Annotated in this window: 22 protein-coding genes; 13 read left to right on the top strand and 9 right to left on the bottom strand. The window is 72.2% G+C overall.

From position 1 onward, the window contains the following. Positions 1 to 79 precede the first annotated feature (79 nt). The 5 genes from ACWZEH_RS14220 to ACWZEH_RS14200 all read left to right on the top strand — a co-directional run bounded on the left by ACWZEH_RS14220 (position 80) and on the right by ACWZEH_RS14200 (position 5,773). Positions 80 to 721 (top strand): TetR/AcrR family transcriptional regulator, encoded by a 642-nt coding sequence (locus ACWZEH_RS14220; RefSeq protein WP_456199596.1) that lies wholly within the window; start codon positions 80 to 82, stop codon positions 719 to 721. A gap of 341 nt (positions 722 to 1,062) precedes the next feature. Continuing rightward, positions 1,063 to 1,824 carry a DeoR/GlpR family DNA-binding transcription regulator gene (locus tag ACWZEH_RS14215; RefSeq protein ID WP_456198640.1) on the top strand — a complete coding sequence of 254 codons (762 nt, stop codon included), beginning with the start codon at positions 1,063 to 1,065 and terminating at the stop codon, positions 1,822 to 1,824. Beyond that, positions 1,821 to 2,768 (top strand): 1-phosphofructokinase, encoded by a 948-nt coding sequence (pfkB, locus tag ACWZEH_RS14210; RefSeq protein ID WP_456198638.1) that lies wholly within the window; start codon positions 1,821 to 1,823, stop codon positions 2,766 to 2,768. The genes ACWZEH_RS14215 and pfkB overlap by 4 nt, the downstream gene beginning before the upstream one ends. A 196-nt stretch (positions 2,769 to 2,964) precedes the next feature. Further along, entirely contained in the window at positions 2,965 to 5,172 is a 2,208-nt protein-coding gene (locus ACWZEH_RS14205; RefSeq protein WP_456198637.1) for a PTS fructose transporter subunit IIABC, read from the top strand. Positions 5,173 to 5,368: 196 nt separating this feature from the next. Beyond that, a complete protein-coding gene (locus tag ACWZEH_RS14200; protein ID WP_456198636.1) occupies positions 5,369 to 5,773 on the top strand; it encodes a hypothetical protein in 405 nt (134 codons plus the stop codon). A gap of 57 nt (positions 5,774 to 5,830) precedes the next feature. Here ACWZEH_RS14200 and ACWZEH_RS14195 read toward each other — a convergent pair whose 3' ends face one another. After that, a complete protein-coding gene (locus tag ACWZEH_RS14195) occupies positions 5,831 to 6,586 on the bottom strand; it encodes a DUF6227 family protein (RefSeq protein WP_456198634.1) in 756 nt (251 codons plus the stop codon). Positions 6,587 to 6,957: 371 nt separating this feature from the next. After that, positions 6,958 to 7,983, bottom strand: coding sequence for a P1 family peptidase (locus tag ACWZEH_RS14190; RefSeq protein ID WP_456198633.1), 1,026 nt, complete (start codon positions 7,981 to 7,983; stop codon positions 6,958 to 6,960). Between the two features lie 134 nt (positions 7,984 to 8,117). Between ACWZEH_RS14190 and ACWZEH_RS14185 the strand changes: the two genes are divergently transcribed. Next, the gene (locus ACWZEH_RS14185; protein ID WP_456198631.1) at positions 8,118 to 8,294 is read left to right on the top strand and encodes a hypothetical protein; all 177 of its coding nucleotides are present in this window, start codon (positions 8,118 to 8,120) and stop codon (positions 8,292 to 8,294) included. Positions 8,295 to 8,321: 27 nt separating this feature from the next. Here the strand turns inward: ACWZEH_RS14185 and mscL are convergent, their stop codons facing one another. The 6 genes from mscL to ACWZEH_RS14155 all read right to left on the bottom strand — a co-directional run bounded on the left by mscL (position 8,322) and on the right by ACWZEH_RS14155 (position 14,526). Then, a complete protein-coding gene (gene mscL / locus ACWZEH_RS14180; RefSeq protein ID WP_456198630.1) occupies positions 8,322 to 8,828 on the bottom strand; it encodes a large conductance mechanosensitive channel protein MscL in 507 nt (168 codons plus the stop codon). A 141-nt stretch (positions 8,829 to 8,969) separates the two neighbouring features. Beyond that, entirely contained in the window at positions 8,970 to 9,473 is a 504-nt protein-coding gene (locus ACWZEH_RS14175) for a CpaB family protein (protein ID WP_456198628.1), read from the bottom strand. 293 nt (positions 9,474 to 9,766) lie between these two features. Continuing rightward, entirely contained in the window at positions 9,767 to 10,609 is an 843-nt protein-coding gene (locus tag ACWZEH_RS14170) for an S-methyl-5'-thioadenosine phosphorylase (protein ID WP_456198627.1), read from the bottom strand. Between the two features lie 106 nt (positions 10,610 to 10,715). Next, complete coding sequence (locus ACWZEH_RS14165) at positions 10,716 to 11,075, bottom strand: FmdB family zinc ribbon protein (RefSeq protein ID WP_456198626.1); 360 nt, start codon at positions 11,073 to 11,075, stop codon at positions 10,716 to 10,718. A gap of 299 nt (positions 11,076 to 11,374) precedes the next feature. Next, positions 11,375 to 12,667 carry an MFS transporter gene (locus ACWZEH_RS14160; RefSeq protein ID WP_456198625.1) on the bottom strand — a complete coding sequence of 431 codons (1,293 nt, stop codon included), beginning with the start codon at positions 12,665 to 12,667 and terminating at the stop codon, positions 11,375 to 11,377. 308 nt (positions 12,668 to 12,975) lie between these two features. Beyond that, positions 12,976 to 14,526, bottom strand: a complete 1,551-nt coding sequence (locus ACWZEH_RS14155) for a potassium/proton antiporter (RefSeq protein ID WP_456198624.1) — start codon at positions 14,524 to 14,526, stop codon at positions 12,976 to 12,978. 246 nt (positions 14,527 to 14,772) lie between these two features. Here ACWZEH_RS14155 and ACWZEH_RS14150 point away from each other — a divergent pair, with 246 nt between their 5' ends. Then, entirely contained in the window at positions 14,773 to 17,637 is a 2,865-nt protein-coding gene (locus ACWZEH_RS14150) for a penicillin acylase family protein (RefSeq protein WP_456198622.1), read from the top strand. Positions 17,638 to 17,713: 76 nt separating this feature from the next. Here the strand turns inward: ACWZEH_RS14150 and ACWZEH_RS14145 are convergent, their stop codons facing one another. After that, a complete protein-coding gene (locus ACWZEH_RS14145) occupies positions 17,714 to 18,331 on the bottom strand; it encodes a 5-formyltetrahydrofolate cyclo-ligase (protein WP_456198620.1) in 618 nt (205 codons plus the stop codon). A 92-nt stretch (positions 18,332 to 18,423) separates the two neighbouring features. Here ACWZEH_RS14145 and galU point away from each other — a divergent pair, with 92 nt between their 5' ends. The 6 genes from galU (at position 18,424) to sepX (ending at position 23,991) form a co-directional block, all read left to right on the top strand. Further along, a complete protein-coding gene (gene galU, locus ACWZEH_RS14140; RefSeq protein WP_456198619.1) occupies positions 18,424 to 19,335 on the top strand; it encodes a UTP--glucose-1-phosphate uridylyltransferase GalU in 912 nt (303 codons plus the stop codon). Further along, on the top strand, positions 19,332 to 20,654 hold the full coding sequence (glp, locus tag ACWZEH_RS14135; protein WP_456198617.1) for a molybdotransferase-like divisome protein Glp: 1,323 nt from the start codon (positions 19,332 to 19,334) through the stop codon (positions 20,652 to 20,654). The genes galU and glp overlap by 4 nt, the downstream gene beginning before the upstream one ends. Before the next feature lie 84 nt (positions 20,655 to 20,738). After that, complete coding sequence (gene moaC / locus ACWZEH_RS14130; protein WP_456198615.1) at positions 20,739 to 21,269, top strand: cyclic pyranopterin monophosphate synthase MoaC; 531 nt, start codon at positions 20,739 to 20,741, stop codon at positions 21,267 to 21,269. Further along, positions 21,266 to 21,811, top strand: coding sequence for a MogA/MoaB family molybdenum cofactor biosynthesis protein (locus ACWZEH_RS14125; RefSeq protein ID WP_456198613.1), 546 nt, complete (start codon positions 21,266 to 21,268; stop codon positions 21,809 to 21,811). Before moaC ends, ACWZEH_RS14125 begins: the two co-directional genes overlap by 4 nt. Positions 21,812 to 21,828: 17 nt before the next feature. Next, complete coding sequence (locus tag ACWZEH_RS14120) at positions 21,829 to 22,488, top strand: GNAT family N-acetyltransferase (protein WP_456198611.1); 660 nt, start codon at positions 21,829 to 21,831, stop codon at positions 22,486 to 22,488. Between the two features lie 180 nt (positions 22,489 to 22,668). Continuing rightward, positions 22,669 to 23,991, top strand: a complete 1,323-nt coding sequence (gene sepX / locus ACWZEH_RS14115; RefSeq protein WP_456198609.1) for a divisome protein SepX/GlpR — start codon at positions 22,669 to 22,671, stop codon at positions 23,989 to 23,991. Positions 23,992 to 24,058 lie beyond the last annotated feature (67 nt).

Genomic DNA, 24,058 nt, shown 5'->3' with positions numbered 1-24,058 from the left:
CCTGCCGGGCGTGAGCAGCAACACCGCCCCGTCGTCTCCTCCGGTCTCGCTGACCGAGCGGCGCAAAGCCGAAACCCGTATGGAGATCGCCCGCGCGGCGGCCGGTCTCTTCGTCCGCCAGGGCCTGAAGGCCACCCGCGCCGAGGACATCGCGCAGGCGGCGGGCATCGCCCCGCGCACCTTCTACCGGTACTTCGCCGCCAAGGAAGAAGCCGTCGCCCCGCTCTACGAGGTCGGCGCCCGGCGCTGGGTGGAGGCGGTGCGGGCGGCGCCGCCCGGGACGTCCGTACCGCAGGCCCTGGAGGACGCCGCGCGGTCCATGCCGAGGCCGGGCGCGGGGGTGCCGGCGGATTCCTGGGTGTGGGTGCGCACCCTGGTCCGCCTGGCCCACTCGAATCCCTCCCTGCGCAGGGTGTGGGCGGAGGTCTGCCAGACATCGGAGCGCGCACTGGCGGAGGTGCTGGCGGCGCGGGCGTCGGCCGGCACGGCGGCCGACAACGATGCCGGACGTGCCGAGCGGGCCCACGGCGCCCACGGCACTGCCGCGGACGCGCGGTTGCGTTTCGCCGCCGCCGTCGCGATCGCCGCCCTTCGTGCGGCCGTGGAGGGCTGGGCGGCGGGCGACGGTCCGGGCGAGGGCCCACAGGGGCCGGCGGAGCTGGCCGTGGCCAACCTCGCGACCCTGCGGCACTTCCCGTGGGACGACCTGACGGCCTCCTGACGGCTGCCTGGCGAATGCCTGACGCTGCCTGACGAGACTGCCTGGCGTCCGGCCCGGGGCCGCGCCCGGCCGGTCCGCCCCCTCCCGTCGCCCGCGCTGCCCGAGTCGCCGAAGGAGGCGGACTCGCCGATGGTGGGGAGGGGCGGTCCGCACCCATGTCCTGCCTGAACTCCGGCCGCCCTGGCCGGAGAGAGGAAGAGGGAAAGGGAAACGGGCACACCGCACGCCCGTTCACGCCCGTTCATGCCTGACTGAGTCCGTTCCTGTTTACTTCTTGAGCGACCCGGCATAATCTGCGGGGAGAAACCACACGTTCGGGCATGGTTCGGAGGTGAGTGGGCATGTACGCACCAGAGCGGCAGCAGGAGATCCTGCGGCTGGCCCGGGACAGTGGCCGGGTGGACGTGGTCTCGCTGGCCGAGCAGTTCCAGGTGACGGCGGAGACGATCCGCCGGGATCTGAAGTCCCTCGATCGAGCGGGTGTCGTCCGCAGGGTGCACGGCGGGGCGATCCCGGTCGGGCGCCTCGACTTCGAGCCCGACCTCGCCGAACGCGAGACGACGGCCGCGGGCGAGAAGGACCGCATCGCCAGGGCCGCCCTCGCGGAACTTCCGAACGACGGCACGATGATCGTCGACGCCGGTTCGACGGTGGCCCTGCTCGCCGCCGCCCTGCCGGCGGAGTCCTCGCTCACCGTCGTCACCCACAGCCTGCCCATCGCGGCCCGGCTCGCGGACCACCCCGGTGTCCAGCTGCACCTGGTCGGCGGCCGCGTACGCCATCGCACCCGGGCCGCCGTGGACGCCTGGGCGCTGCGCGCGTACGGCGAGATCCGCGCGGACGTGCTGTTCGTCGCGGCCAACGGCTTCTCCACCGGACACGGTCTGACCACCCCCGACCTCGCCGAGGCGGCGGTGAAGCGCGCGGCCATGGCGGCCGCCCGCCGGGTGGTGCTGCTCGCCGACTCCTCCAAGCACGGCCAGGAGCACTTCGCCCGCTTCGGCGCCCTGAACGACGTGGACCTGCTGATCACCGACAGCGGGCTGAGCCCCGAAGACGCCCTCGCGATCGAGCGCGGCGGCACGGAAGTAGTGCGTGCATGATCCTCACCGTCACTCCCAACCCGTCCCTGGACCGTACGTACGAGATCCCCGCGCTGGAGCGCGGCGAGGTCAACCGGGCCACCGGCGAGCGCGTGGACCCGGGCGGCAAGGGCGTCAACGTCTCCCGTGCCGTCGCCGCGGCCGGCCGGCGCACCGTCGCCGTGCTGCCGCTGGGCGGCGCGCCGGGCGCCGTGGTCGCCGCACTGCTGGACGCGCAGGGCATCGAGGTCGCTCCGGTGCCGGTGGCCGGTGCCACCCGTTCCAACATCGCGCTCGCCGAGGCGGACGGCGTCCTGACGAAGATCAACGCACCCGGCCCTGAGCTGACCGCGGCCGAGCAGGAGCTGCTCCTGGAAACGGTCCGCCGGCAGTCGAGGGGCGCCGACTGGATCGCCTGCTGCGGAAGCCTGCCGCGGGGCCTCGCACCCTCCTGGTACGCCGATCTGGTCGCGCGGGCGCACTCCGCGGGCGCGCGTATCGCCCTGGACACCTCCGGACCGGCGCTGGCCGCGGCGCTGCGCGAGCGGCCCGACGTGGTGAAGCCGAACGCCGAGGAACTCGCCGAGGCCGCCGGATGCCGACTGACCACCGTGGGCGACGCGGTGAAGGCGGCCGAGGAACTGCGCGGGATGGGCGCCCGTGCCGTGCTCGCCAGCCTGGGCGCCGACGGGCAGGTACTCGTCGACGAGCACGGCGCCTGGTTCGGCTCCGCCCGGGTGGACGTGGTCCGCAGCAATGTGGGAGCGGGCGACTCCTCGCTCGCCGGCTTCCTCATCGCCGGCGGGCACGGACCGGAGGCGCTCGCCTCGGCGCTCGCCCACGGAGCGGCTGCCGTCCAGACCCCCGGCAGCATGATGCCCGCGCCGGGCGACCTGGACCCGGCCGCGGTCACGGTCACGGCAACGGTGCCGGTGGACCGCGTGTTGAAGGAGCCGGTGACATGAACACCAGTGACATGAACACCGGTGTCCATGAGACCCCGTCAGCCCTCACCGCCCCCTCGGTCACCTCTATCCCCCATACCCCCCATACCCCCACCACCGCCGCCACCGTCCTCACAGCCCCCCACCGAACCACCGTCCCCGTTCACCCTTCCGCCCACCTCATGTCAAGGGCGATATGCGTGCGAAGGAGCCCGCGATGAGCGAGATGATCACCGCGGATCTGGTCGACCTCGACCTGTCCGCCGAGACCAAGGAAGCGGCGGCACGAGCCCTCGCCGAACGGATGGTGGCCCTGGGCCGGGTGACCGACCTGGAGGGCTTCCTCGCCGATGTGGCCGCCCGTGAGGCCCAGATGCCCACCGGCCTCGACGGCGGCATCGGCATCCCGCACTGCCGCAGCGAGCACGTCACCGAGCCGACGCTGGGCTTCGGGCGCAGTGCCGCAGGGATCGACTTCGGTGCGGCGGACGGGCCCGCCGACCTGATCTTCCTGATCGCCGCTCCCGCGGGTGCGGACGACGCGCATCTGACGATCCTCTCCTCGCTGGCCCGGAAGCTGATGAACGCCGAGTTCACCGACGGACTCCGCGCGGTCGGCGACGCCGAGGGCGCCGCGGCGCTCATCCGCGGGGACGATCAGCCGGCCCCCGCCGGGACCGCGGCCGCCACAGCGGACGTGACGGACACGGCTGACGTGACGGACGCGTCCGGCCCGGGAGCCTCCGACAGCCCCGCAGGACCCACGGACTCCGTGGACTCCGCGGACTCCGCGGACTCCGTGGTGGTGCCGGTGGCGGCCTCCACCGGCACCACCACGGGCACCACGGGCGACGGCACCACCGACGACGGCGCCCGGGACGCGGGGACGTCCGGCGCGGGTGCGTCCGACGAGCGCGCGCGTCCCTTCCGGATCGTCGCCGTCACCTCCTGCCCCACCGGTATCGCCCATACGTACATGGCGGCGGAGTCGCTGGAGAACGCCGGCCGGGAAGCGGGCGTCGAGATCGCGGTCGAGCCGCAGGGCTCGGCGGGCTTCACCCGGCTCGACCCGGCCGTGATCGCGGCGGCGGACGGTGTGATCTTCGCCCACGACGTGCCCGTCCGGGAGAAGGAACGCTTCGCGGGCAAGCCGACCGTCGACACCGGCGTCAAGGCGGGCATCAACCGCCCCGCCGAGCTGATCGACGAGGTCCGCGGCAAGGCCGAGCGCGGTGAGGCCACCGCGGCTGCCGTACCCGGTGACAACCCCGTGGACCGCGTCGGCGGACCCGGTGAGGGGTACGGCACCAAGCTGCGCAAGTGGCTCATGTCCGGCGTCAGTTACATGGTCCCGTTCGTCGCGGCGGGCGGTCTCCTCATCGCCCTCGGCTTCGCGATCGGCGGCTATGAGATCAACGAGGCGCCGTCGGTGATGGAACACTTCGCGTGGACCCAGGCCGACAGCTGGGGCGCCCTGCTCTTCCAGATCGGCGGCGTCGCCTTCGGGTTCCTCGTCCCGGTCCTGGCCGGCTACATCGCGTACGGCATGGCCGACCGGCCCGGACTCGTGCCCGGCTTCGTCGGCGGTTCGATCTCCCTCACCATCAACGCCGGATTCCTCGGCGGTCTGGTGTCCGGTCTGATCGCCGGTGCGGTGGTGCTGGCGATCCAGCGGGTGCGCATCCCGGTGGCGCTGCGCGGCATCATGCCCGTGGTGGTGATCCCGCTGATCTCCTCGGCGGTGGTCGGCTTCCTGATGTTCGTGGTGATCGGAAAGCCGATCGCCGAGGCGCAGAAGGCCATGACGGACTGGCTGAACGGCCTCACCGGCACCAACGCCATCCTGCTCGGCACCCTGCTCGGCCTGATGATGTGCTTCGACCTCGGCGGTCCCGTCAACAAGGTCGCGTACACCTTCGCCACGGCCGGTATCGCGGTCGCGAGCCCCAGCGACTCCGCGATGAAGATCATGGCCGCGGTGATGGCGGCCGGCATGGTTCCGCCGCTGGCGATGGCCCTGGCCACCACGGTCCGCGGCAAGCTCTTCAACCGGACCGAGCGGGAGAACGGCAAGGCCGCCTGGGTCCTGGGAGCCTCCTTCATCTCCGAGGGCGCGATCCCGTTCGCGGCGGCCGACCCGCTGCGCGTGATCCCCGCCTCGATGGCGGGCGGCGCCGTCACCGGCGCCCTGTCGATGGCGTTCGGCGCCACCCTGCGCGCGCCGCACGGCGGCATCTTCGTGGTCCCGCTGATCGGCAACCCGCTGCTCTACCTGGTCGCCATCGCGGCGGGCGTCTGTGTCACGGCGGCGCTGGTGATCGTCCTGAAGGGCCTGCGCAAGCCGGTTCCGGGAGCGGGCGGCGCGCCCGGCGGCGAGAGCCCGGCGGCCTCGGTGGCGGAATCGAAGCAGCCGGTCGCCGCGTGAGACGGGAACGGGCAGCACGGGAACGGGCAGCACGGGAACGGGTAACGGCCGCGGACAGCGGACGGGGCGGCAGGATTGGCGAAACGCCCCAATAGGCACATGTGAGGCTTTCGCAGGCAAATGGATCAACTGCGATATAGATCACGTTCATCACGGTCCGGGACCAAAGTCCCGGACCGTGATGTGTACTGGGCGCATGCCTGAGCACGACTCGATCTTGAGGGTGACGGGCGCCACCGTCCTCACCCTGGTGGCCGCGGCCTGCACGGCGGGCCTGGCCGGTGTCCTGCGGCGGGACCGCAGGCGGGTGCGGGGGAGTGGCGTCGACTTGCGGGTGCGGACGCTGGCCCGAGCGGGAGCGCAGTGGGTGCCCAGAGGGTTGGGAGGGCGGGGCGAGGGCCCCGGCCCTCGCCCGAATCGGAAGCCGAAGCCGAAGCCGGGGCGCGACGTTCCGGGGCCGCAGGAGGTGCGGGTGCTCCGGACGATTCCGCGGCAGCGGCGGACGGGCCCGTCGGTGGAACAGGTGCGGCTCACCCAGGCCGAACGCGACGCGTTCGTTGCCCTGGTCCGGCGCTTCACCGGTGGCCGGGAAGCACGATGACGGCGGATCACGGATCACGGATCACGGATCACGGGTCAGGCGGCCTGGTCCTTGTGGTCAGCGCACCTGTGCCGCACGACGCTCCATCGCATCGCGGGCGGCGTCCTCGGTGATGTACACCTCGCACATGTGCCGCCCGTCGGGAGTGGCCGTGTGCTCCACCTCCCACAGGGAGATCTCCGCGCCGTCGCGCAGCAGGAACGCGTGCTCGTACAGCGAGAAGGACGGTCCCGAGCGGCCGGGGCCGCCCACGGTGGACGGGCGGCCGAAGGCCTGGGTGATCTGGTGGGCGGACGCGGTGGTCAACAGCGCGGCCGTCCCGGGACCCGGACGGTCCGTGTTCTCCGCCCGGCGCAGTAAGCGGCGCGCGTGGTCCGCCGAACCGTCGGGGACGTAGACGGGCCGGGGCGCGGGGATCTGGGACAGCTGCACCATCACCGGCAGTTCGAAGTCCGGGGTCTCCGGCGGCAGCGGCAGCCGGGCTGTGGCGACGCCCAGCTCCTCCTCGTCCGCGTACACCTCGTGCTGCGGCTCGCTGCCCGGGGTCGTGTTGTGGACCAGCTCCCAGAGCGTGAGCGCCGAGCCGTCGGCGAGCAGCCAGGTGTGCCGGTACGTCTCGCGGTGCAGGCCGGCGCTGTGGTGCGCGGAGTGCAGCGAACTGTCGTGAGCCAGCGCGCAGTCGAGCAGGCGTACTGCCTCGTCGGGCAGTTCGAAGGAGTTCAGGGCACGGCCGAGCAGTCGCGCGAGGTGCTCCTCAGGAGACTCGGGCGAGTCGGCTGGTTCGTGCGCTGCCGTCTCATACGGAACGCTCAAGGTTTCTCCCGGCGTCGCTGCATGTCACCTTGTGGGTGCATACCGTAGCCCCTCGGGCGGACATCATGTCCGGGAACTGAGAAAACGTACGGCATCGCAACGCACGGACCGTGCGAGGAATTCCCGTCCGTCCCCGCCGGGAACCCGTACTCCCTGTTCAGACGCCACTCCTGCCGCTCGTCGCCGACCCGTCGGCCGCCGGTCACGCACTCTGCTCAGCGGTCGGCTTGCTCCGCTCAACGGACATCCTCGCCGACCCGCCCGGTTCCCCTGTGATTCCCCGTCCGGCGCGCCACACGCCTCCCTGCCCGGTTCGTCATACAACCTTCCGTACGCCTGTCCGAACGGCCGTCCGTGCCGCCTTCCTTCCCCTACCCGTACAACTCCTGGTACGACGGCCAGATTCCGCCCGGTCCGTCCACCGACTCGGCCGCGCGCAGGGCCCGTACGATCGCACGGGTCACCAAGTCGGCGCCCGCCGCGAGGATCTCGTTCAGGGCGAGCGGGTTCGTGGCGTCGAGCGGGCAGGTGCCTGTGGCGAGGGCGAACACCGTGTCCCCGTCGTTGAGCAGGTGCACCGGCCGCACCGCCCGCGCGATGCCGTCGTGCGCGGTGCCCGCCAGCTTCTGCGCCTGCGCCTTGGACAGGTCCGCGTCGGTGGCGACCACCGCGAGCGTGGTGTTGAGCGGTTGCGGCCCGTTCCGCTCCGCGATGCCGGCGAGCCGCCGGACCGCAGCCGCGTGCACCTCCGTGGCCGGATGACGCACCCGGCCGCCCTGGAAGAACTCCCCATACAGGGTCCCGGTTTCCGGGTCCAGCGCCGATCCCGCCGCGTTGGCCACCACCAGCGCGGCCACCGTGATCCCCGAGTCCAGTACCGTGCTCGCGGTGCCGATCCCGCCCTTCACCGCTCCGACCACGGCTCCCGTACCGGCGCCCACGCACCCCTCCGGCACCCGCGCCCCCGGCGAGGCCGCCGCGGCCGACTCGACCGCCGCCCGCCCGGTGGACGCGTCCGGCCGGGCTCCGAAGTCCCCGCCCCGGCCCAGGTCGAAGACGCACGCGGCCGGTACCACCGGCACCACATGCGCGGGATCAGGGCCGACGCGCACCCCACGCCCCTGTTCCTCCAGCCAGGCCATCACCCCTGACGCGGCGTCCAGTCCGTAGGCACTGCCACCGGTCAGGACGATCGCCTCGACCCGCTGCACGAGGTTGCGGGGATCGAGTGCGTCGGTCTCCTTCGTACCGGGACCGCCGCCGCGCACATCCACGGCGGCCACGGCCCCGCCCTCGGGCGCGAGCACCACCGTGGTGCCGGTGAGCAGGCCGTCGCCGGTACGGGTCGCGTGTCCCACCCGCACACCGGCAACATCGGTCAGAGCGTCGACAGTCATGGCGCCAGTCTCGCGCGGCCACCGTCGGAGCGGGGAACCGCCACCGGGGAGTCACCGGCGAGGAGTCACCGGCGAGGAGCCGAGGGAGAAGCCGCCGGCCGGGGAAGGGCCCACCGGGGCCGTACTCTGGGCGTATGAGCACTGCCCCCGATCCCCGGCCGCGCGAGCCGAAACCCGAGCTGGTCTTCGACGATCCGCTGGACCAGCCGTCCGCGGACGACACCGACCGGGGGTGGGGCGACCGCCCGTCCGGTGACAGTGCGTCGGATCTGAAGCGTTTCCTCGACGAGAAGCCGCCCCACCACATCTGACCCGGGTGCCGTGCGGACCGGTGCCGCCTATCGCCCGCCGTACCCCGAGCCGTCGCCACGTCCCGGGCCCTCACCGTGTCGCGGGCCGCGCTGCGCCACCAGCTCGTCGCGTATCTCCTTGAGCACCTCGAGCTCGGAGATCTCGACGATCTCCCGCGTACCCTCCTTCGCCTTCCTGCGGGCCTCGACCCGGGCCAGGTACCGGGCCATGGGCATCACCATCAGGAAGTAGACGACCGCGGCCGTGATCACGAACTGGAGTGTCGCGCCGAGGACCGAACCCCACAGGATCCTGACGCCCGTCGCGGCATCGCCGGTGCCCGTGCAGGGGCCCTTCAGGCACGAGCTGTAGGTGTCCAGGTTCTGCGTGCCGAAAGCGCCGACCAGCGGATTGATCATCCCCTTCACCACCGCGTTGACGACGTTGGTGAAGGCGGCGCCGATGACCACGGCCACGGCCAGGTCGACGACGTTCCCCCGCATCAGGAAGGCCTTGAAGCCCTGCCAGACGCTGGTTTCGTTCTTCTCGCTCACCCCGGGGCTTCCTTTCGTGTGTGTGACGACGGGAATCAAACGTTCCGCAACCTACGGCAGCGCTCCGCCGGACAGTGCAGTCGGGTCGCTCGAGCGAGGTGCTTGACACGGGTCCCGCGCCGTCGGCCAAGAAGGGCCGGCTCACCACAGGGTCACCGCCAGTCGTGAGGTGGCGCTCGCGCCGGCGAGGTCGGCCGCGGTGGCGCGCGGAACCGACAGCACCACCAGTGCCCCGCCCGTGTCCGTGCCCTCCAGTGGTTTCGGCACCTCGGTCACCCGCACCCCACGGGCGACCACACGGGCCCCACCCTCCGTCACCCGCTCCCCGGCGGCGATGACGTCCACCCGGTCGCCCGGCCCCAGCAGCCGCACGGTGGCCGCGTCGGCGATCCGAACCGGCGCCGTGACCCACGCTCCCGCGCGCCGCGCCCGTACGACACGGTCTCCCGTGGACGCCGGCCCGGCGTGGGCGCTCGAAGCGCCGTCGGGATGCCCGCGCGGCCGGTCCGCGTCCCGGGGTCCCGCCGCCACCAGCGCCACCGCCGTGACGGCGAGCCCGACCGCCGCCGCCCGCCTCCGGTGCCGGACCAGCCGGGCCGACCGAAGCAGCCCGCCACGTACCCGCACCGGCGCGAAGTGCGGCACCTCGCAACGCGGTGGGACACCGGCCCCGGGCGGGTGCGGGACAACGGCGGGGCGGGAGAAAGGGAGCGCGGGGGAGGGAGGCGGGGAAACGGAGGGAAAGGACGGAGGAAACTGCACGGGACCACCACCTGCGACGGGGAAACGGCTTGCGGCCCCCACGATGGGGCTTCCCGCCGTTCTCCGCCGGAGCCTGTGGACAGACCACAGCCTGTGGAAAACTCCCTCACCCGAACGTGCGCCGCGCCGCGAGCCGTGCGTCGGCGGCCCCGCGCCGCGAGCCCTCGTCGGCAGCCCTACGGCAGCGCGAAGCCCGGATCAGTCCCGCCCAGCGCCGAGGCGCACGGGCAGCCCCGTTCCTCCGTAGCCGGCAGCGCCGCCACCGTGTCGAAAAGCACGTTCCGCAGCCGGTCCACGTTGTCCGCGAACACCCGCAGCACCTCGTCGTGCGAGACGCCCTCGCCGGTCTCGGCACCGGCGTCGAGGTCGGTGACCAGGGCCAGGGACGTGTAGCAGAGCTCCAGTTCACGGGCGAGCGCCGTCTCGGGATGGCCCGTCATGCCCACCACCGACCAGCCCTGCGCCTGATGCCACAACGACTCGGCGCGGGTGGAGAACCGCGGTCCCTCGACCACGACCAGCGTGCCGCCGTCCACCGGCTCCCAGTCCCGCCCGCGCGCCGACTTCAGGGCGGCCGCCCGGCCGGCGGGGCAGTAGGGGTCGGCCAACGACACGTGCACGACGTTCGGGACCGTGCCGTCGGGCCGGGGCAACCCGTCGAAGTAGGTGTTCACCCGGGACTTCGTACGGTCCACGAGCTGGTCCGGGACCAGCAGCGTCCCCGGCCCGTACTCGGGCCGCAGGCCGCCCACCGCGCAGGGCCCGAGGACCTGGCGCGCGCCGACCGACCTGAGCGCCCACAGGTTGGCCCGGTAGTTGATCCGGTGCGGCGGCAGATGGTGGCCGCGCCCGTGCCGGGGGAGGAAGGCGACCCGCCGGCCGGCCAGTTCACCGAGGAAGAGGGAGTCGCTGGGCGCCCCGTACGGGGTGTCCACCTGGACCTCGGTCACGTCGTCGAGGAAGGAGTAGAAACCGGAGCCGCCGATCACGCCGATCTCGACGTTCGCCTTGTTCGCCATGCTCCGCACCCTAACCGGCCCCGGAAACGGCCGAGGACCCCGTCGTCGGACGACGACAGGGTCCTGTGAGGGAATTCGGCCTCAGGCGGCGCGCAGGGATCCGGCCTCAGGCGGCTGTGCTGCCGGCGGTGCTGCTGCCGGCGCTGCCGGATCCGGACGACGAGCCGGAGCCCGAGGAGGACGAAGCAGAAGAGGACGAGGAGGACGCGGAGGACTCGGAGCCCGAGGACGAGGACGAACCCGTCGACGAACCGGCCGTCTTCGACGCCGGGGCGCTGCTCGACGAGGAGCCGCGGCTGTCGTTGCGGTAGAAGCCGGAGCCCTTGAAGACGATGCCGACCGCCGAGAACACCTTCTTCAGGCGGCCCTGGCAGTTCGGGCACTCGGTAAGAGCGTCATCGGTGAACTTCTGCACCGCCTCGAGGCCCTCGCCGCACTCGGTGCACTGGTACTGATAGGTGGGCACTGTCTTCCTCCTGGCACTCTCACTCGATGAGTGCTAACGATCGTCAATGGTAACCCGTGCCGCAAGTGGTCGGCGTAACGCACGTCACCCCGCCGCGGTGGCGGCCGCAACGCGACCGTCATGAGGACGGGCCTCCACGCGTGCCCCGTCCGTGCCCCGCGCGGACCCCGGACGCGTCCTCAGGGTGTGGTTTCGCAGGTGGAAAGCCATGTCCGCGGAGACGCCACCGCCCCACGCGTGCCCGCGGGCGGGCCTGACAGGGGCCTGCCCGGCGCCCTGCGCGACGGCCCGCCGATGCGTCACATCTCACTGATCCCGACGGGGTCGCGCCGGGCCGCGCCGCGCGTGACCTCGCGGGTCGCCCGGGGCGGCGCCAGCCGTGACCGCAGGGCCAGCAGCGTCACCAGGGCGAGCACTGTGCCGCCCATCGGCACCAGGAACCCGGCACCGGCCCAGAGGTTGTCCTCCAGCTGCCCGGAGACCGTGACCGCGGTCGCCTGGCCGAGGGCCACCGCGCCGGTCAGCCAGGTGAAGGCCTCGGTGCGGGCACCGGCCGGGACCAGGTCGTCGACCAGCGTGTACCCGGTGATCAGGGCGGGCGCGATGGACATGCCGACCAGGAGACCGAGACCGGCGAGGAGCAGCGCGGAGTGGGCGGTCCACAGGGCGGAGGCGGTCACCGCGAGCGCCGCGTACCCGATGACCAGGCGCCGCTGGGGGGCGGTCTTCCAGGCGATGGCGCCGCAGGCGATGCCGGAGAGCATGTTTCCCGCGGCGAAGACGCCGTACAGGATGCCGTTCAGTCCGGGTTCGCCGATCGACTCGGTGTACGCGGCCAGCGACACCTGCATGCCGCCGAAGACGGACCCGATGCCCAGGAAGGTGACGATCAGAACGCGTACCCCGGGGACGCGCAGCGCAAAAGCGTGCTCCACGCGCGCGTGCCCGCGGGCGGCCACCTCGGGCTGCGTGCCCTTCTGCGCGGCGAACAGCAGACCGCCGATCAGGGTCAGCGCGGCCTCGGCCATCAGGCCCGCCGCCGGGTCCACGGCCGTGCACAGGGCGGTGGCCAGCAGCGGTCCGACGACGAAGGTCAGTTCGTCGGTGACGGACTCGAAGGCCGCCGCCGTGGTCATCAGCGGGGAGTTCTTGAGCTTCACGCCCCAGCGGGCGCGCACCATGGGCCCGACCTGGGGCACCGAGGCGCCGGTGGGTACGGCGGCGGCGAACAGCGCCCACAGCGGGGCGCCGTTCAGTGCCAGCGCGGTCAGGGTCAGCCCGGACAGGGTGTGCACCAGGACACCGGGGACGAGGACGGCGCGCTGTCCGTGGCGGTCGGCGAGCCGGCCGCTGTAGGGCGCGAACACGGCCATGGCGACGCCGGTGACCGCCGCGACGGCGCCGGCCGCGCCGTACGAACCGGTGGTGTGCTGCACCAGCAGCACGATGGAGAGGGTGAGCATCGCGAACGGCTGGCGTGCCGCGAAGCCGGGGAGCAGGAACGTCCAGGCGCCGCGCGTACGCAGCAGTCGGCCGTATCCCGGGCGGGAGGTGGCCGCAGAGTCCTTCGACGTGGTGACCGTGGATGCCACGGCCCGTGCCTTTCTGCCGCCTGGTGGCGCGTGGGCCCCTGGTGTCGGGCGCGCCGAGAGCTGTCCTCTTGCGCTGACTGCGGTAGATGCCGGTGCCACAGCTCAGGGCGTGCCGGCCGCCATACGGTCGCGCCAGCTCTGCGTCAGGCAGAGTTGGTTCGATCTGGGTATCGCTTGCATGATACAGGCGGCCCCCGGTATACACAGGCGCCAGGCGCTTGTGATCCTGTGAAAGTGGGCACAGAGGTGCTGTGGCCCTGCGAATGAAGGGTTGTGCCCGACCCTCGAACGACGCCGGAAGTGACGTTTCAGCCCCCGCCCCCGCCCTTCCGGTCAGCCCCGGGCCTCGCCACGTCCGTCCCCAGCCAGCCGGCCAGTTTGCCGCCGCGGCCCACCGCGCGGAGCCGGCGTTCGGCGGCGTCCCGGACCGGGTCGGTGGCGACGACGAGCAGTTCGTCCCCGCGCCGCAGCATCGTCGTCGGTCCAGGAACGAACGAGGTGCCCCCGCGCACGACGAGCGTGACGGCCGCCCCCTTCGGCAGCCGCAGCTCGTCGACCTCCACGCCGTGCATTCTCGATCCCTCCGGGACCTCGACCGACAGCAGATGTCCGCGCAGCCGCTCCAGGGGCGCCGACTCGATGCCCAGGTCGGCGGCCTCCGCGCTCTCGCCGAGCCGCAGCGTGCGGGCCAGCCACGGCAGCGTCGGCCCCTGGACGAGGGTGTAGACGACGACCAGGATGAAGACGATGTTGAAGATCGGCCGGCTGCCGGGAACGCCCTGGACCATCGGAATCGTCGCCAGGATGATGGGTACGGCGCCGCGCAGCCCCGCCCAGGACATCAACGCCTGCTCCTGCCAGGGCACCCGGAACGGCACCAGGCACAGCACGACGCTCAGCGGACGGGCCACCACGGTCAGCACCAGCCCGATGATCAGCGCGGGCACGATGTCGTCAACCAGTTCGTGCGGGGAGACCAGCAGGCCGAGCAGGACGAACATGCCGATCTGGGCGAGCCAGCCGAGCCCTTCGGCGAACCCGCGCGTGGCGGGCCAGTGCGGCAGCCTGGCGTTGCCCAGCACCATCGAGGCGAGGTAGACGGCGAGGAAGCCGCTGCCGTGGGCCATGGCGCCCGCCGCGTAGGCGGCGGTGGCGATGGCCATGACGGCGATCGGGTAGAGGCCGGAGGCGGGCAGCGCCACGTGCCTGAGCCCCAGGGAGCCCAGCCGGCCCACCGCGAGTCCGATGACGGCGCCGATGGCCAGCTGCAGGGCGATCTCGCCGAGCAGGACGTACCAGTGCTCGATCGGGCCGGCCGTGGAGAAGGCGAGCACCAGGATGACCACGGGGGCGTCGTTGAAGCCGGACTCGGCCTCCAGCGTGCCCGTCACCCGTGCGGGGAGCGGGATGCGCCGCAGCACGGAGAAGACGGCCGCCGCGTCGGTCGAGGACACCACCGCGCCGATGATCAGCGCCTGCCGCCACTCCAGCCCGATCAGGAAGTGCGCGGCCGACGCGGTGACGCCGACGCTCGCCGCGACGCCGACGGTCGCGAGGACGACGGAGGCGGGCAGGACGGGTCTGATCTCCGTCCACTTGGTGCCCAGACCACCCTCGGCCAGGATCACGACCAGGGCCGCGTACCCGATGACCTGAGTCAGCTCGGCGTTGTCGAAGTGGATGCCGCCGATGCCGTCCTGGCCCATGGCGATACCGATGCCCAGGTACAGGAGCAGGCTGGGGAGCCCGCTGCGTGAGGAGATCCGGACCGCCACGACGGCGACGAGCAGGACCAGCGAGCAGACGAGCAGGAGCTGGTTGAGGTGGTGGACAGTCGTGGTCGTTCCCTTCCCTGGCATCCGCGCGGTGCGCCGGGCTCCCGTCCGGGGCCCGGGCCGACCGGCACGTTCACGGCAAACTACTTCGTTACCTTACCTAACTCTTGACGCTTTCTTGACGCGCGCCCCTGGCATCATCGAACGTCCGTCCGGGCTGGTAGCCGACTCCGCGTCAAGTGGCGCAGGGCCCTGCGCCTATCGTTGCTCCAGCGCTCAGTTAAAAGCACAGCCCGCCCTGCCGCTCGCGTAAGGACAGCAAGGACAGCGATGCCCCCCAATACCACCGCCTCCACGGGTCAGCAGCCCGGCAAGTCCGGCAGGAAAAAGGGGCGCAAAGCCCGTCTGATCGTCTTCGTCCTGGTGCTGGCACTGATCGGCGGTGCCGTCTACGGGGCGTACTGGTCGGTCAGCACCGTGCGCGCCTCCTTCCCGCAGACCAAGGGCTCGATCACCCTCGAGGGCCTGTCGGGCACCGTCGACGTGAAGCGTGACGACCACGGGATCCCGCAGATCTACGCCTCCTCCGATGCGGACCTGTTCATGGCGCAGGGCTACGTCCAGGCGCAGGACCGGTTCTACGAGATGGACGTCCGCCGGCACATGACCTCCGGACGTCTGTCGGAGATGTTCGGCGAGAGCCAGGTGGAGACCGACGAGTTCCTGCGCACCCTGGGCTGGGACCGGATCGCTCAGGAGGAGTACGAGAAGACGCTCTCCCCGGCGACGAAGAAGTACCTCGACGCCTACGCCAAGGGCGTCAACGCCTACCTGAAGGGCAAGGACGGCGCCGCCATCTCCCTGGAGTACGCGGCCCTGGGCTTCACCAACGACTACAAGCCCGGTGCCTGGACCCCGGTGGACTCCCTGGCCTGGCTGAAGGCGATGGCCTGGGACCTGCGCGGCAACATGCAGGACGAGATCGACCGCGCCCTGATGACCAGCCGCCTCGGTCCGGAGCAGATCGCCGACCTGTACCCGGCGTACCCGTACAGCCGGAACAAGCCGGTGGTGCAGGAGGGTCAGTACAACGAACTCACCGGCACCTACGAGTCGGGCGGCGACGGGAGCGGCACGGGCGACGGCACCGGCATCGGGGACGGCACGGGCACCGGCATCGGGGACGGCACGGGCACCGGCATCGGGGACGGCACGGGCATCGGGGACGGCACGGGCACCGGCGTGGAAGGTGCGTCCGGGGTGGGCGGCACCGCGGGCACCGAGGGCACCGCAGGCAGCCTGGAGAGCCAGCTGACGGGTCTCCAGCAGGTCCTGCAGGACCTGCCGACCGCCGTCGGCGTCAACGGCGACGGCATCGGCTCCAACTCCTGGGTCGTCTCCGGGGAGCACACCATCACCGGTGAGCCCCTGCTGGCCAACGACCCGCACCTGTCGCCCGCACTGCCGTCCGTCTGGTACCAGATGGGCCTGCACTGCCGCAGCGTCTCCGCCGAGTGCCAGTACGACGTCTCCGGCTACACCTTCGCGGGCCTGCCCGGCGTCATAATCGGCCACAACCAGGACATCGCCTGGGGCCTGACCAATTCCGGGGTCGACGTCACCGACCTCTACCTGGAGAAGATCACCGGCGAGGGCTACCAGTACGACGGCAAGGTGGTGCCCTTCAAGACCCGCGAGGAGACCATCAGGGTCGCCGGCGGCGCCTCGCAGAAGATCGTCGTCCGGGAGACCAACAACGGCCCGCTGCTCTCCGACCGGTCCAAGGACCTGGTGCGGACCGGCAAGAAGGCCACCGTCGACTCCGCCGCACCCGACCGGGGCGACGGCTACGGCGTCTCCCTGCGCTGGACCGCGCTGGACGCCGGCCGCACCATGGACTCCGTCTTCGCGATCAACCGCGCGAAGGACTGGGACGGCTTCCGCGAGGCGGCCACCCTGTTCGAGGTGCCCTCGCAGAACCTCGTCTACGCGGACACCGAGGGCCACATCGGCTACACCCTGCCCGGAAGGATCCCCACCCGCGCGGAGGACCACGACGGGTCCATCCCCGCACCCGGCTGGGACCCCGACTACGAATGGACCGGCTGGATCGAGCAGGACGAACTGCCCTACGAGTTCGACCCCGACCGCGGCTACATCGTCACCGCCAACCAGGCCGTCGTCGACCCCGACACGTACCCGTACACCCTGACCACCGACTGGGGCTACGGTGCCCGCAGCCAGCGGATCAACGATCTGATCCAGTCCAAGACCAAGGACGGGGGCAAGATCTCCACCGACGACATGCGGCAGATGCAGCTCGACAACAGCAGCGGCATAGCCAAACTGCTCGTGCCCGAGCTGCTCAAGATCGACGTCGACGACCCGGACGTGCGCGAGGCGCAGAAGCTGCTGGAGGGCTGGGACTACACCCAGAACGCCGACTCGGCGGCGGCCGCCTACTTCAACTCCGTCTGGCGCAACATCCTCAAGCTCGCCTTCGGCCACAAGCTGCCCAAGGAACTGCGGGTCAAGGGCCAGTGCCTGTGGGTCGACCCGGTCAACCCGACCGGGCCCGCCGAGGAGCGCGTCAAGGTCCGGGAGTGCGGTCTGCGTGAGGCGGACCAGGCCCAGCCCGACGGCGGCGACCGCTGGTTCGAGGTGGTCCGCACGCTGATGGAGGACGAGGACAGCGCCTGGTGGACGACCCCGGAGTCGGGCACCCGCCCCAGCGCGGAGAACCGTGACGAGCTGTTCGGGCGCGCCCTGATCGACGCGCGGTGGGAACTCACCGCCAAGCTCGGCAAGGACATCGACACCTGGAGCTGGGGCCGGCTGCACCGCCTGTTCCTGAAGAACCAGACCCTGGGCACCTCCGGCCCCGGCTTCGTGCAGTACGCCCTCAACCGGGGCCCCTGGAAGCTCGGCGGCGGCGAGGCCACGGTCAACGCCACCGGCTGGAACGCCGCCGGCGGCTACGGGGTGGTGTGGGTGCCGTCGATGCGGATGGTGGTCAACCTCGGCGACCTCGACAAGTCGCGGTGGATCAACCTCACCGGCGCCTCCGGGCACGCCTACAGCGCCCACTACGTCGACCAGACCGACAAGTGGGCGGAGGGCGAACTGCTCGAGTGGTCCTTCTCGGAGAAGGCGGTCGAGAAGAACACCGAGGACACCCTGCTGCTCAAGCCGTGAGCAGCGGCCACCGCTGATGCGAAAAGCGGCCCCCCACGCGCGCGGGGGGCCGCTTTCCGTGTTCCCGTGCACCGGCTCAGCCGAACCGCCGTACCCCCGAAGGCGTCACCACCGCGTGCACCGGACGGTCGTGCGGCTCCTCGGGAACCCGCTCGACGACCTCCGTGCCGTACAGCAGCACCACCAGTGCCGGGTGCGCGCCCGTGCGTTCCAGCCGGGCCAGCACCCGGTCGTACGAGCCCCCGCCGCGTCCCAGCCGCATCCCGCGCGCGTCGACGGCCAGGCCCGGCAGCAGCACCACGTCCGCCCCGGTGACGGCGTCCGGACCGAGGCGCTCCCCGGACGGTTCGAGCAGCGCCAACCGCCCGCCGCCGTGCCGCACGCGTGCGAGGGACTGCTCGCCGGTGTACGCGCCCCAGTCCAGGTCGTTGTCGGGGAGCAGGACCGGCAGCAGCACGCGCACGCCCCGCGCGCGCAGGGCGTCGAGGAGCGCGAGCGTGCCGGGCTCACTCCCGACGGAGACGTACGCCGCCACCGTGCGCGCGTGCGTCAGTTCGGGCAGCCCGAGCGCACGGTCGGCCAACGCGGTCGCGCACTCCCGCACGTCACCCGCCGTCAACCTGCCCCTCGCCAGGAGGATTTCCCGTCGCAACGCCCGCTTGGCATGATCGTTCGCGCGTTTGTTCTGTCTCAACTCTGTCCCCGTATCGTTCCAATATGCTCATATGAGCTTTAAATGTGCGGAGCCCCAGATTCCCTGCGAAGGCAGCGGATATGGTGGCGGGCATGATTCAGTCGCACCCTCGGATCACCAAGGCTGTCATCCCCGCAGCGGGCCTCGGCACCCGGTTCCTGCCGGCCACCAAGGCCACTCCCAAGGAGATGCTGCCGGTCGTCGACAAGCCGGCGATCCAGTACGTGGTCGAAGAGGCCGCCGCCGCCGGTCTCGACGACGTCCTCATGGTGACGGGCCGCAACAAGCGACCCCTGGAGGACCATTTCGACCGCAACTACGAACTGGAGTCCGCCCTCAACAGGAAGGGTGACGCCGCCCGCCTCGCCAAGGTCCAGGAATCCAGCGACCTCGCGACGATGCACTACGTCCGCCAGGGCGACCCCAAGGGCCTCGGCCACGCCGTCCTGTGCGCCGCCCCGCACGTCGGCGACGAACCCTTCGCCGTCCTCCTGGGCGACGACCTGATCGACCCGCGCGACCCCCTGCTCCAGCGCATGATCGAGGTCCAGGAGCAGCACGGCGGCAGCGTCGTCGCGCTCATGGAGGTCGCCCCGGAACAGATCCACCTCTACGGCTCCGCCGCCGTCGAGGCCACCGCCGACTCCGACGTGGTCCGGGTCAGCGGCCTGGTCGAGAAGCCCGAACCGGCCGACGCGCCCTCCAACTACGCCATCATCGGCCGCTACGTCCTCGACCCGCACGTCTTCGGGATACTGCGGAAGACCGAGCCGGGCCGCGGCGGCGAGATCCAGCTCACCGACGCCCTCCAGCAGCTCGCCGCCGACGAGAAGGTCGGCGGCCCGGTGCACGGCGTGGTCTTCGAGGGCCGCCGTTATGACACCGGCGACCGGGGCGACTACCTGCGTGCCATTGTCCGACTCGCGTGCGAACGTGAAGACCTGGGACCGGACTTCCGGACCTGGCTCCGCCGTTATGTCACCGAGGAGATGCAGCAGCCTTGAGCACCGCCGCGCCCCGCACCGCAGGCCCGGACCACCTCTGGTCGGTGGACGAGCACCTGGATGACATCCTCGCCACCGTCCGCCCCCTGGAACCCATCGAGCTGAACCTCCTCGACGCCCAGGGCTGCGTCCTGGTCGACGACGTCACGGTGCCGGTGTCCCTGCCGCCGTTCGACAACAGCTCCATGGACGGGTACGCGGTACGGGTCGCGGATGTCGCGGGCGCGAGCGAGCAGTACCCGGCGGCCCTCGAGGTCGTCGGTGACGTCGCGGCCGGCCAGGCCGACCTGCTCCAGGTCGGTCCCGGCCAGGCCGTGCGCATCATGACCGGCGCCCCGCTCCCGCCCGGCGGCGAGACCGTCGTCCCCGTCGAGTGGACCGACGGCGGGCTCGGCGAGGGCCCGGTCGCCGCGATGAGGGCCCGCAGTTCGGCCCCCGAGGGGGCCACCGGGCAGGTGCTCGTGTACCGCCCTGCCGAGGCACGCGCGCACGTGCGCGCCAAGGGCAGCGACGTACGGGCCGGAGACCGCGCACTGGAGGCCGGCACCGTCCTCGGCCCGCCGCAGATCTCCCTCCTGGCCGCGATCGGCCGCGGCACGGTGCGCGTGCGCCCGCGCCCGCGCGTGGTGGTGATGTCCACCGGCAGCGAACTCGTCCAGCCGGAGAGGGAGCTGAGCGCCGGTCAGATCTACGACTCCAACAGCTTCTCCCTCACCGCCTGTGCCCGCGACGCCGGCGCCATCGCCTACCGCGTGGGTGCCGTCGCCGACGACGCCGACACCCTGCGGGACACCATCGAGGACCAGCTGGTGCGTGCCGACCTGATGGTCACCACCGGCGGTGTGAGCGTCGGGGCGTACGACGTCGTCAGGGAGGCGCTGTCGTCCGTCGGCGACGAGGACGAGCCGGGCGGCGGCATCGACTTCCGCAAGCTCGCCATGCAGCCCGGCAAGCCCCAGGGCTTCGGCTCCATCGGACCCGACCACACCCCGCTGCTGGCCCTCCCCGGCAACCCGGTCTCCTCGTACGTCTCCTTCGAGCTGTTCGCCCGTCCCGCCATCCGCACCCTGATGGGCCTCACGGACGTCCACCGGCCGAGAACGCGCGCCACCCTCACCGCGGGCGGGGCGCTGAGTTCCCCGAAGGGCCGCCGCCAGTTCCTGCGGGGCCGGTACGCCGACGGCGAGGTGACCCCGGTCGGCGGCGCCGGATCCCACCTGGTGGCCGCCCTCGCCCAGGCGAACGCGCTGATCGTCGTCCCCGAGGAGACCGAGTCCGTCGCCCCCGGCGCCGGCGTCGAGGTGATCCTGCTCGGCTGACCCGCACGGGTTGGCGGTACCGTGTCGCGCACAGCAGGCCCGTGCGCCGCACCGCGGCGGGCCCGGACCGGGAGCGCCACACTCATGACCGTGCCTTCCCCGGGGGAGACCCCCGGACCCCCTGACCAGCGCCGAGCGACCGGCCAGAGCCGTCTGACGCACATCGACGAGGCGGGCGCCGCCCGTATGGTCGACGTCTCCGGCAAGGACGTCACCGCGCGCACCGCCCGCGCCACCGGCCGGGTCCTGGTCTCCCCCCGCGTGATCGAACTGCTGCGCGGCGAGGGGGTCCCCAAGGGAGACGCCCTGGCCACCGCGCGGATCGCGGGCATCATGGGCGCCAAACGCACCCCCGACCTGATCCCGCTGTGCCACCCCCTGGCGGTGTCCGGTGTGAAACTGGACCTGTCGGTCGCGGACGACGCCGTGGAGATCACGGCCACCGTGAGGACGACGGACCGCACGGGCGTCGAGATGGAGGCGCTCACCGCGGTCTCCGTCGCCGCGCTCACCGTGATCGACATGGTCAAGGCGGTCGACAAGAAGGCGGTCATCACGGACGTGCGGGTGGAGGAGAAGACGGGCGGCAAGTCGGGCGACTGGAGCAGGGCATGACACTCGACGCATCCGTCGGGGGCGCACTGCTCGCGCCGTACAGCGCGCTGGTGGTCACCGCCTCCAACCGGGCCGCCGCCGGTGTCTACGAGGACACGGGCGGCCCGCTGGTCGCCGAGGGCCTGCGGCGCTTCGGTTTCGCCGTCGACGGCCCCCGGGTGGTCCGGGACGGCGACCCGGTCCAGGCCGCGCTGCGCGCGGGCACCGAGGCCGGGTACGACGTCATCGTGACCACCGGCGGCACCGGCGTCTCGCCCACCGACCGCACCCCCGAGGCGACCCGCGCGGTGATCGTCCACGAGGTGCCCGGTATCGCGGAGGCCATCCGGGCGTACGGCCGGGACAAGGTGCCGACGGCCGCCCTCTCCCGGGGCATCGCGGGGGTGACGGAGAGCGGGACCCTGATCGTCAACCTGCCGGGGTCACGCGGCGGGGTGAAGGACGGCCTCGCCGTCCTGGAGCCGCTGCTGAAGCACGCGGTCGACCAGCTGCGCGGCGGTGACCATCCCGGGCCGGGGGCCAGTGGCGGGGGTGCGAGCTGAACGGCCCGGCCTGGCCCGTGGAGCTGACGGCCGGCGACATCGTCCTGAGGCCCATAAAGCTGCGCGACCAGCGGGCCTGGCGCGAGGTCAACCGCCGCAACCGTGACTGGCTGCGGCCCTGGGAGGCGACCATCCCGCCGCCCACTCCCGCCGGCCCGGTCGTGCACCGGCCGACCTACCGCCAGATGGTCCGTCATCTGAGGGCCGAGGCGCACGCGGGCCGGATGCTGCCGTTCGTCATCGAGTACCAGGGGCGCCTCGTCGGCCAGCTGACGGTCGCAGGGATCACCTGGGGCTCGATGTGCTCGGGCCACGTCGGCTACTGGGTGGACGAGGCGGTGGCCGGCCGCGGAGTCATGCCCACGGCCGTGGCGATGGCCGTGGACCACTGCTTCCGTACGGTCGGGCTGCACCGCGTCGAGGTGTGCATTCGTCCCGAGAACGTGCCCAGTCGGCGGGTCGTGGAGAAACTCGGATTCCGCGAGGAAGGGCTGCGCCCGCGTTATCTGCACATCGACGGAGCCTGGCGCGACCATCTCGTCTTCGCGCTCACAGCGGAGGAAGTGCCCGAGGGGTTGCTCGGTCGCTGGCAGTGGGAACGCTCCCGGCGTGAGCGGCCGGAGCGGCCGGAGGGCGAGCGGCGTAACCCCGGAATCCCGCACGGCCCCGGTAATTGAATAAATGTTCGAATTCAGTCTCCCGGTGTCCGCCCGAAGCCGGTTGAGGCGGGGGATTTCGCGTTTCGAGCGGTCGGCTGATCGCATCGATCCAAAAAAGTTCGAGATATCAGTCGGATTGCGCGACACACCGGCTCAATTGGCGGATGGCCCCACCTAAACCCCTCTACCGTGTGAGGTGTGAGCAGCAGCGGCCTCATCTACGCAGTCATTGTCGGGGCCTGGGCCGCCTACTTGGTGCCGATGTGGCTCCGTAGGCAGGACGAGCTGAACGAAGCCCGTCCGACGGAACGCTTCAGCACGGCCATCCGTTTGTTGTCCGGAAGGGCGGGCATGGAGCGCCGGTACGCCAAGGACCTGCGGGCGCGCTCCACCGACGAGGAGGAGCAGGGCGCCCACGACCCGGACGCGGTCACCGACTCGGTGGACGTCCGGGCCTTCGCCGTGTCCCAGACCCGCCCGCAGGCGCAGGCACCCGTACGGGAGCAGCAGCCCGCGCAGCGGCCGGACCGGCGTGATCCCGAGCCCGGGTCCGAACCCGGCTCCGAAGTCCGTCCCGCACGCGAGCGCGTCCCGTCCGCCCGCCGCGAACGGGGCCCCCGGAGGGCGCGGCCCGCCGGACCGGGCCGGCCCTCCGCCCAGCAGTCCGCGGCGGCGCAGGCCGCCGCGGCACGCGCCCGGCGCTCGAAGGTGCTCGCACGCCGTCGGCGCACCACCACCCTGCTCTTCGTCGCCTTCACACTCGGCGCGGTCGTCGCGGCGGTCGGCGGACTCGCGTTCCTGTGGGCGCCCGGAGTGCCGGCCGTGCTGCTGAGCGTCTACATCGCGTACCTGCGCTCCCAGGAGCACCGCCGGTTCGCGTACCAGATGGACCGCCGCCAGGCCGAGGCCGCGGCGCGGCGGCTGCGTGAGCGCGAAGGCCGGCCGCGCCGCCGCCCGCCTGTCGCCGACACGGACACCGACGAACCAAAGGGCCCGGAACAGGGCTTCGGGCGGGCCCTCGAACCGGGGGTGGACCCCGCCACCGATCCCGGCCTCTCCGCACTGGCCGCCGACCGGCGGGCCCTGGTGGAGCAGACCGACCACGCCGAGTGGGTCGACCAGCAGCGCGAGCGCCGGCGGCGCCCCGGCCAGGGCGGCGACAGCTGGGACCCGGTCCCGGTCCCGCTGCCCACGTACGTGACCGCCCCGGTCGCCCCGCGCGCCACCAGCGGCGTGGACCTCGGCGCCCCGGACACCTGGAGCTCGGCCCGCTCGAGCTCCATGGCCCCGGGCCCGGAGGAGGCCGCCGCGTCCGACGACGCGGACCCTGAGGGTGCCGGGACCGGTGAGGACGGTCATCCGGACGACCCCGGCCGCACCGACGCCCTCCCCCACGCCCGGAGGCACCCGCGCGGGGGGACCTCCACGGCGGCCTCGGCCCGCCGGGCCCGCGAGCAAGGCCGCACCCCGCTGTTCGACCAGTACGAGGACGGCGACCGCCCTCGCGCCGCCAACGAATGACCTCCCGAAACCGCAGGTGACCCCCCACCGGCAGCGGATTTCCGAGCACCCCGATCGGGGTGCTAAG

Source organism: Streptomyces yamdrokensis (assembly GCF_053890455.1).
Note: the sequence above shows the minus strand (reverse complement) of the source record. Positions and strands in the feature narration are given on the sequence as shown.

Coding starts and splice junctions, on each gene's coding strand:
- ACWZEH_RS14220 (WP_456199596.1), top strand. CDS start 80: ATGGAGATCGCCCGCGCGGCGGCCGGTCTCTTCGTCCGCCAGGGCCTG.
- ACWZEH_RS14215 (WP_456198640.1), top strand. CDS start 1,063: ATGTACGCACCAGAGCGGCAGCAGGAGATCCTGCGGCTGGCCCGGGAC.
- pfkB (WP_456198638.1), top strand. CDS start 1,821: ATGATCCTCACCGTCACTCCCAACCCGTCCCTGGACCGTACGTACGAG.
- ACWZEH_RS14205 (WP_456198637.1), top strand. CDS start 2,965: ATGAGCGAGATGATCACCGCGGATCTGGTCGACCTCGACCTGTCCGCC.
- ACWZEH_RS14200 (WP_456198636.1), top strand. CDS start 5,369: ATGCCTGAGCACGACTCGATCTTGAGGGTGACGGGCGCCACCGTCCTC.
- ACWZEH_RS14190 (WP_456198633.1), bottom strand. CDS start 7,983: ATGACTGTCGACGCTCTGACCGATGTTGCCGGTGTGCGGGTGGGACAC.
- ACWZEH_RS14185 (WP_456198631.1), top strand. CDS start 8,118: ATGAGCACTGCCCCCGATCCCCGGCCGCGCGAGCCGAAACCCGAGCTG.
- ACWZEH_RS14170 (WP_456198627.1), bottom strand. CDS start 10,609: ATGGCGAACAAGGCGAACGTCGAGATCGGCGTGATCGGCGGCTCCGGT.
- ACWZEH_RS14155 (WP_456198624.1), bottom strand. CDS start 14,526: ATGCCAGGGAAGGGAACGACCACGACTGTCCACCACCTCAACCAGCTC.
- ACWZEH_RS14150 (WP_456198622.1), top strand. CDS start 14,773: ATGCCCCCCAATACCACCGCCTCCACGGGTCAGCAGCCCGGCAAGTCC.
- galU (WP_456198619.1), top strand. CDS start 18,424: ATGATTCAGTCGCACCCTCGGATCACCAAGGCTGTCATCCCCGCAGCG.
- moaC (WP_456198615.1), top strand. CDS start 20,739: ATGACCGTGCCTTCCCCGGGGGAGACCCCCGGACCCCCTGACCAGCGC.
- ACWZEH_RS14125 (WP_456198613.1), top strand. CDS start 21,266: ATGACACTCGACGCATCCGTCGGGGGCGCACTGCTCGCGCCGTACAGC.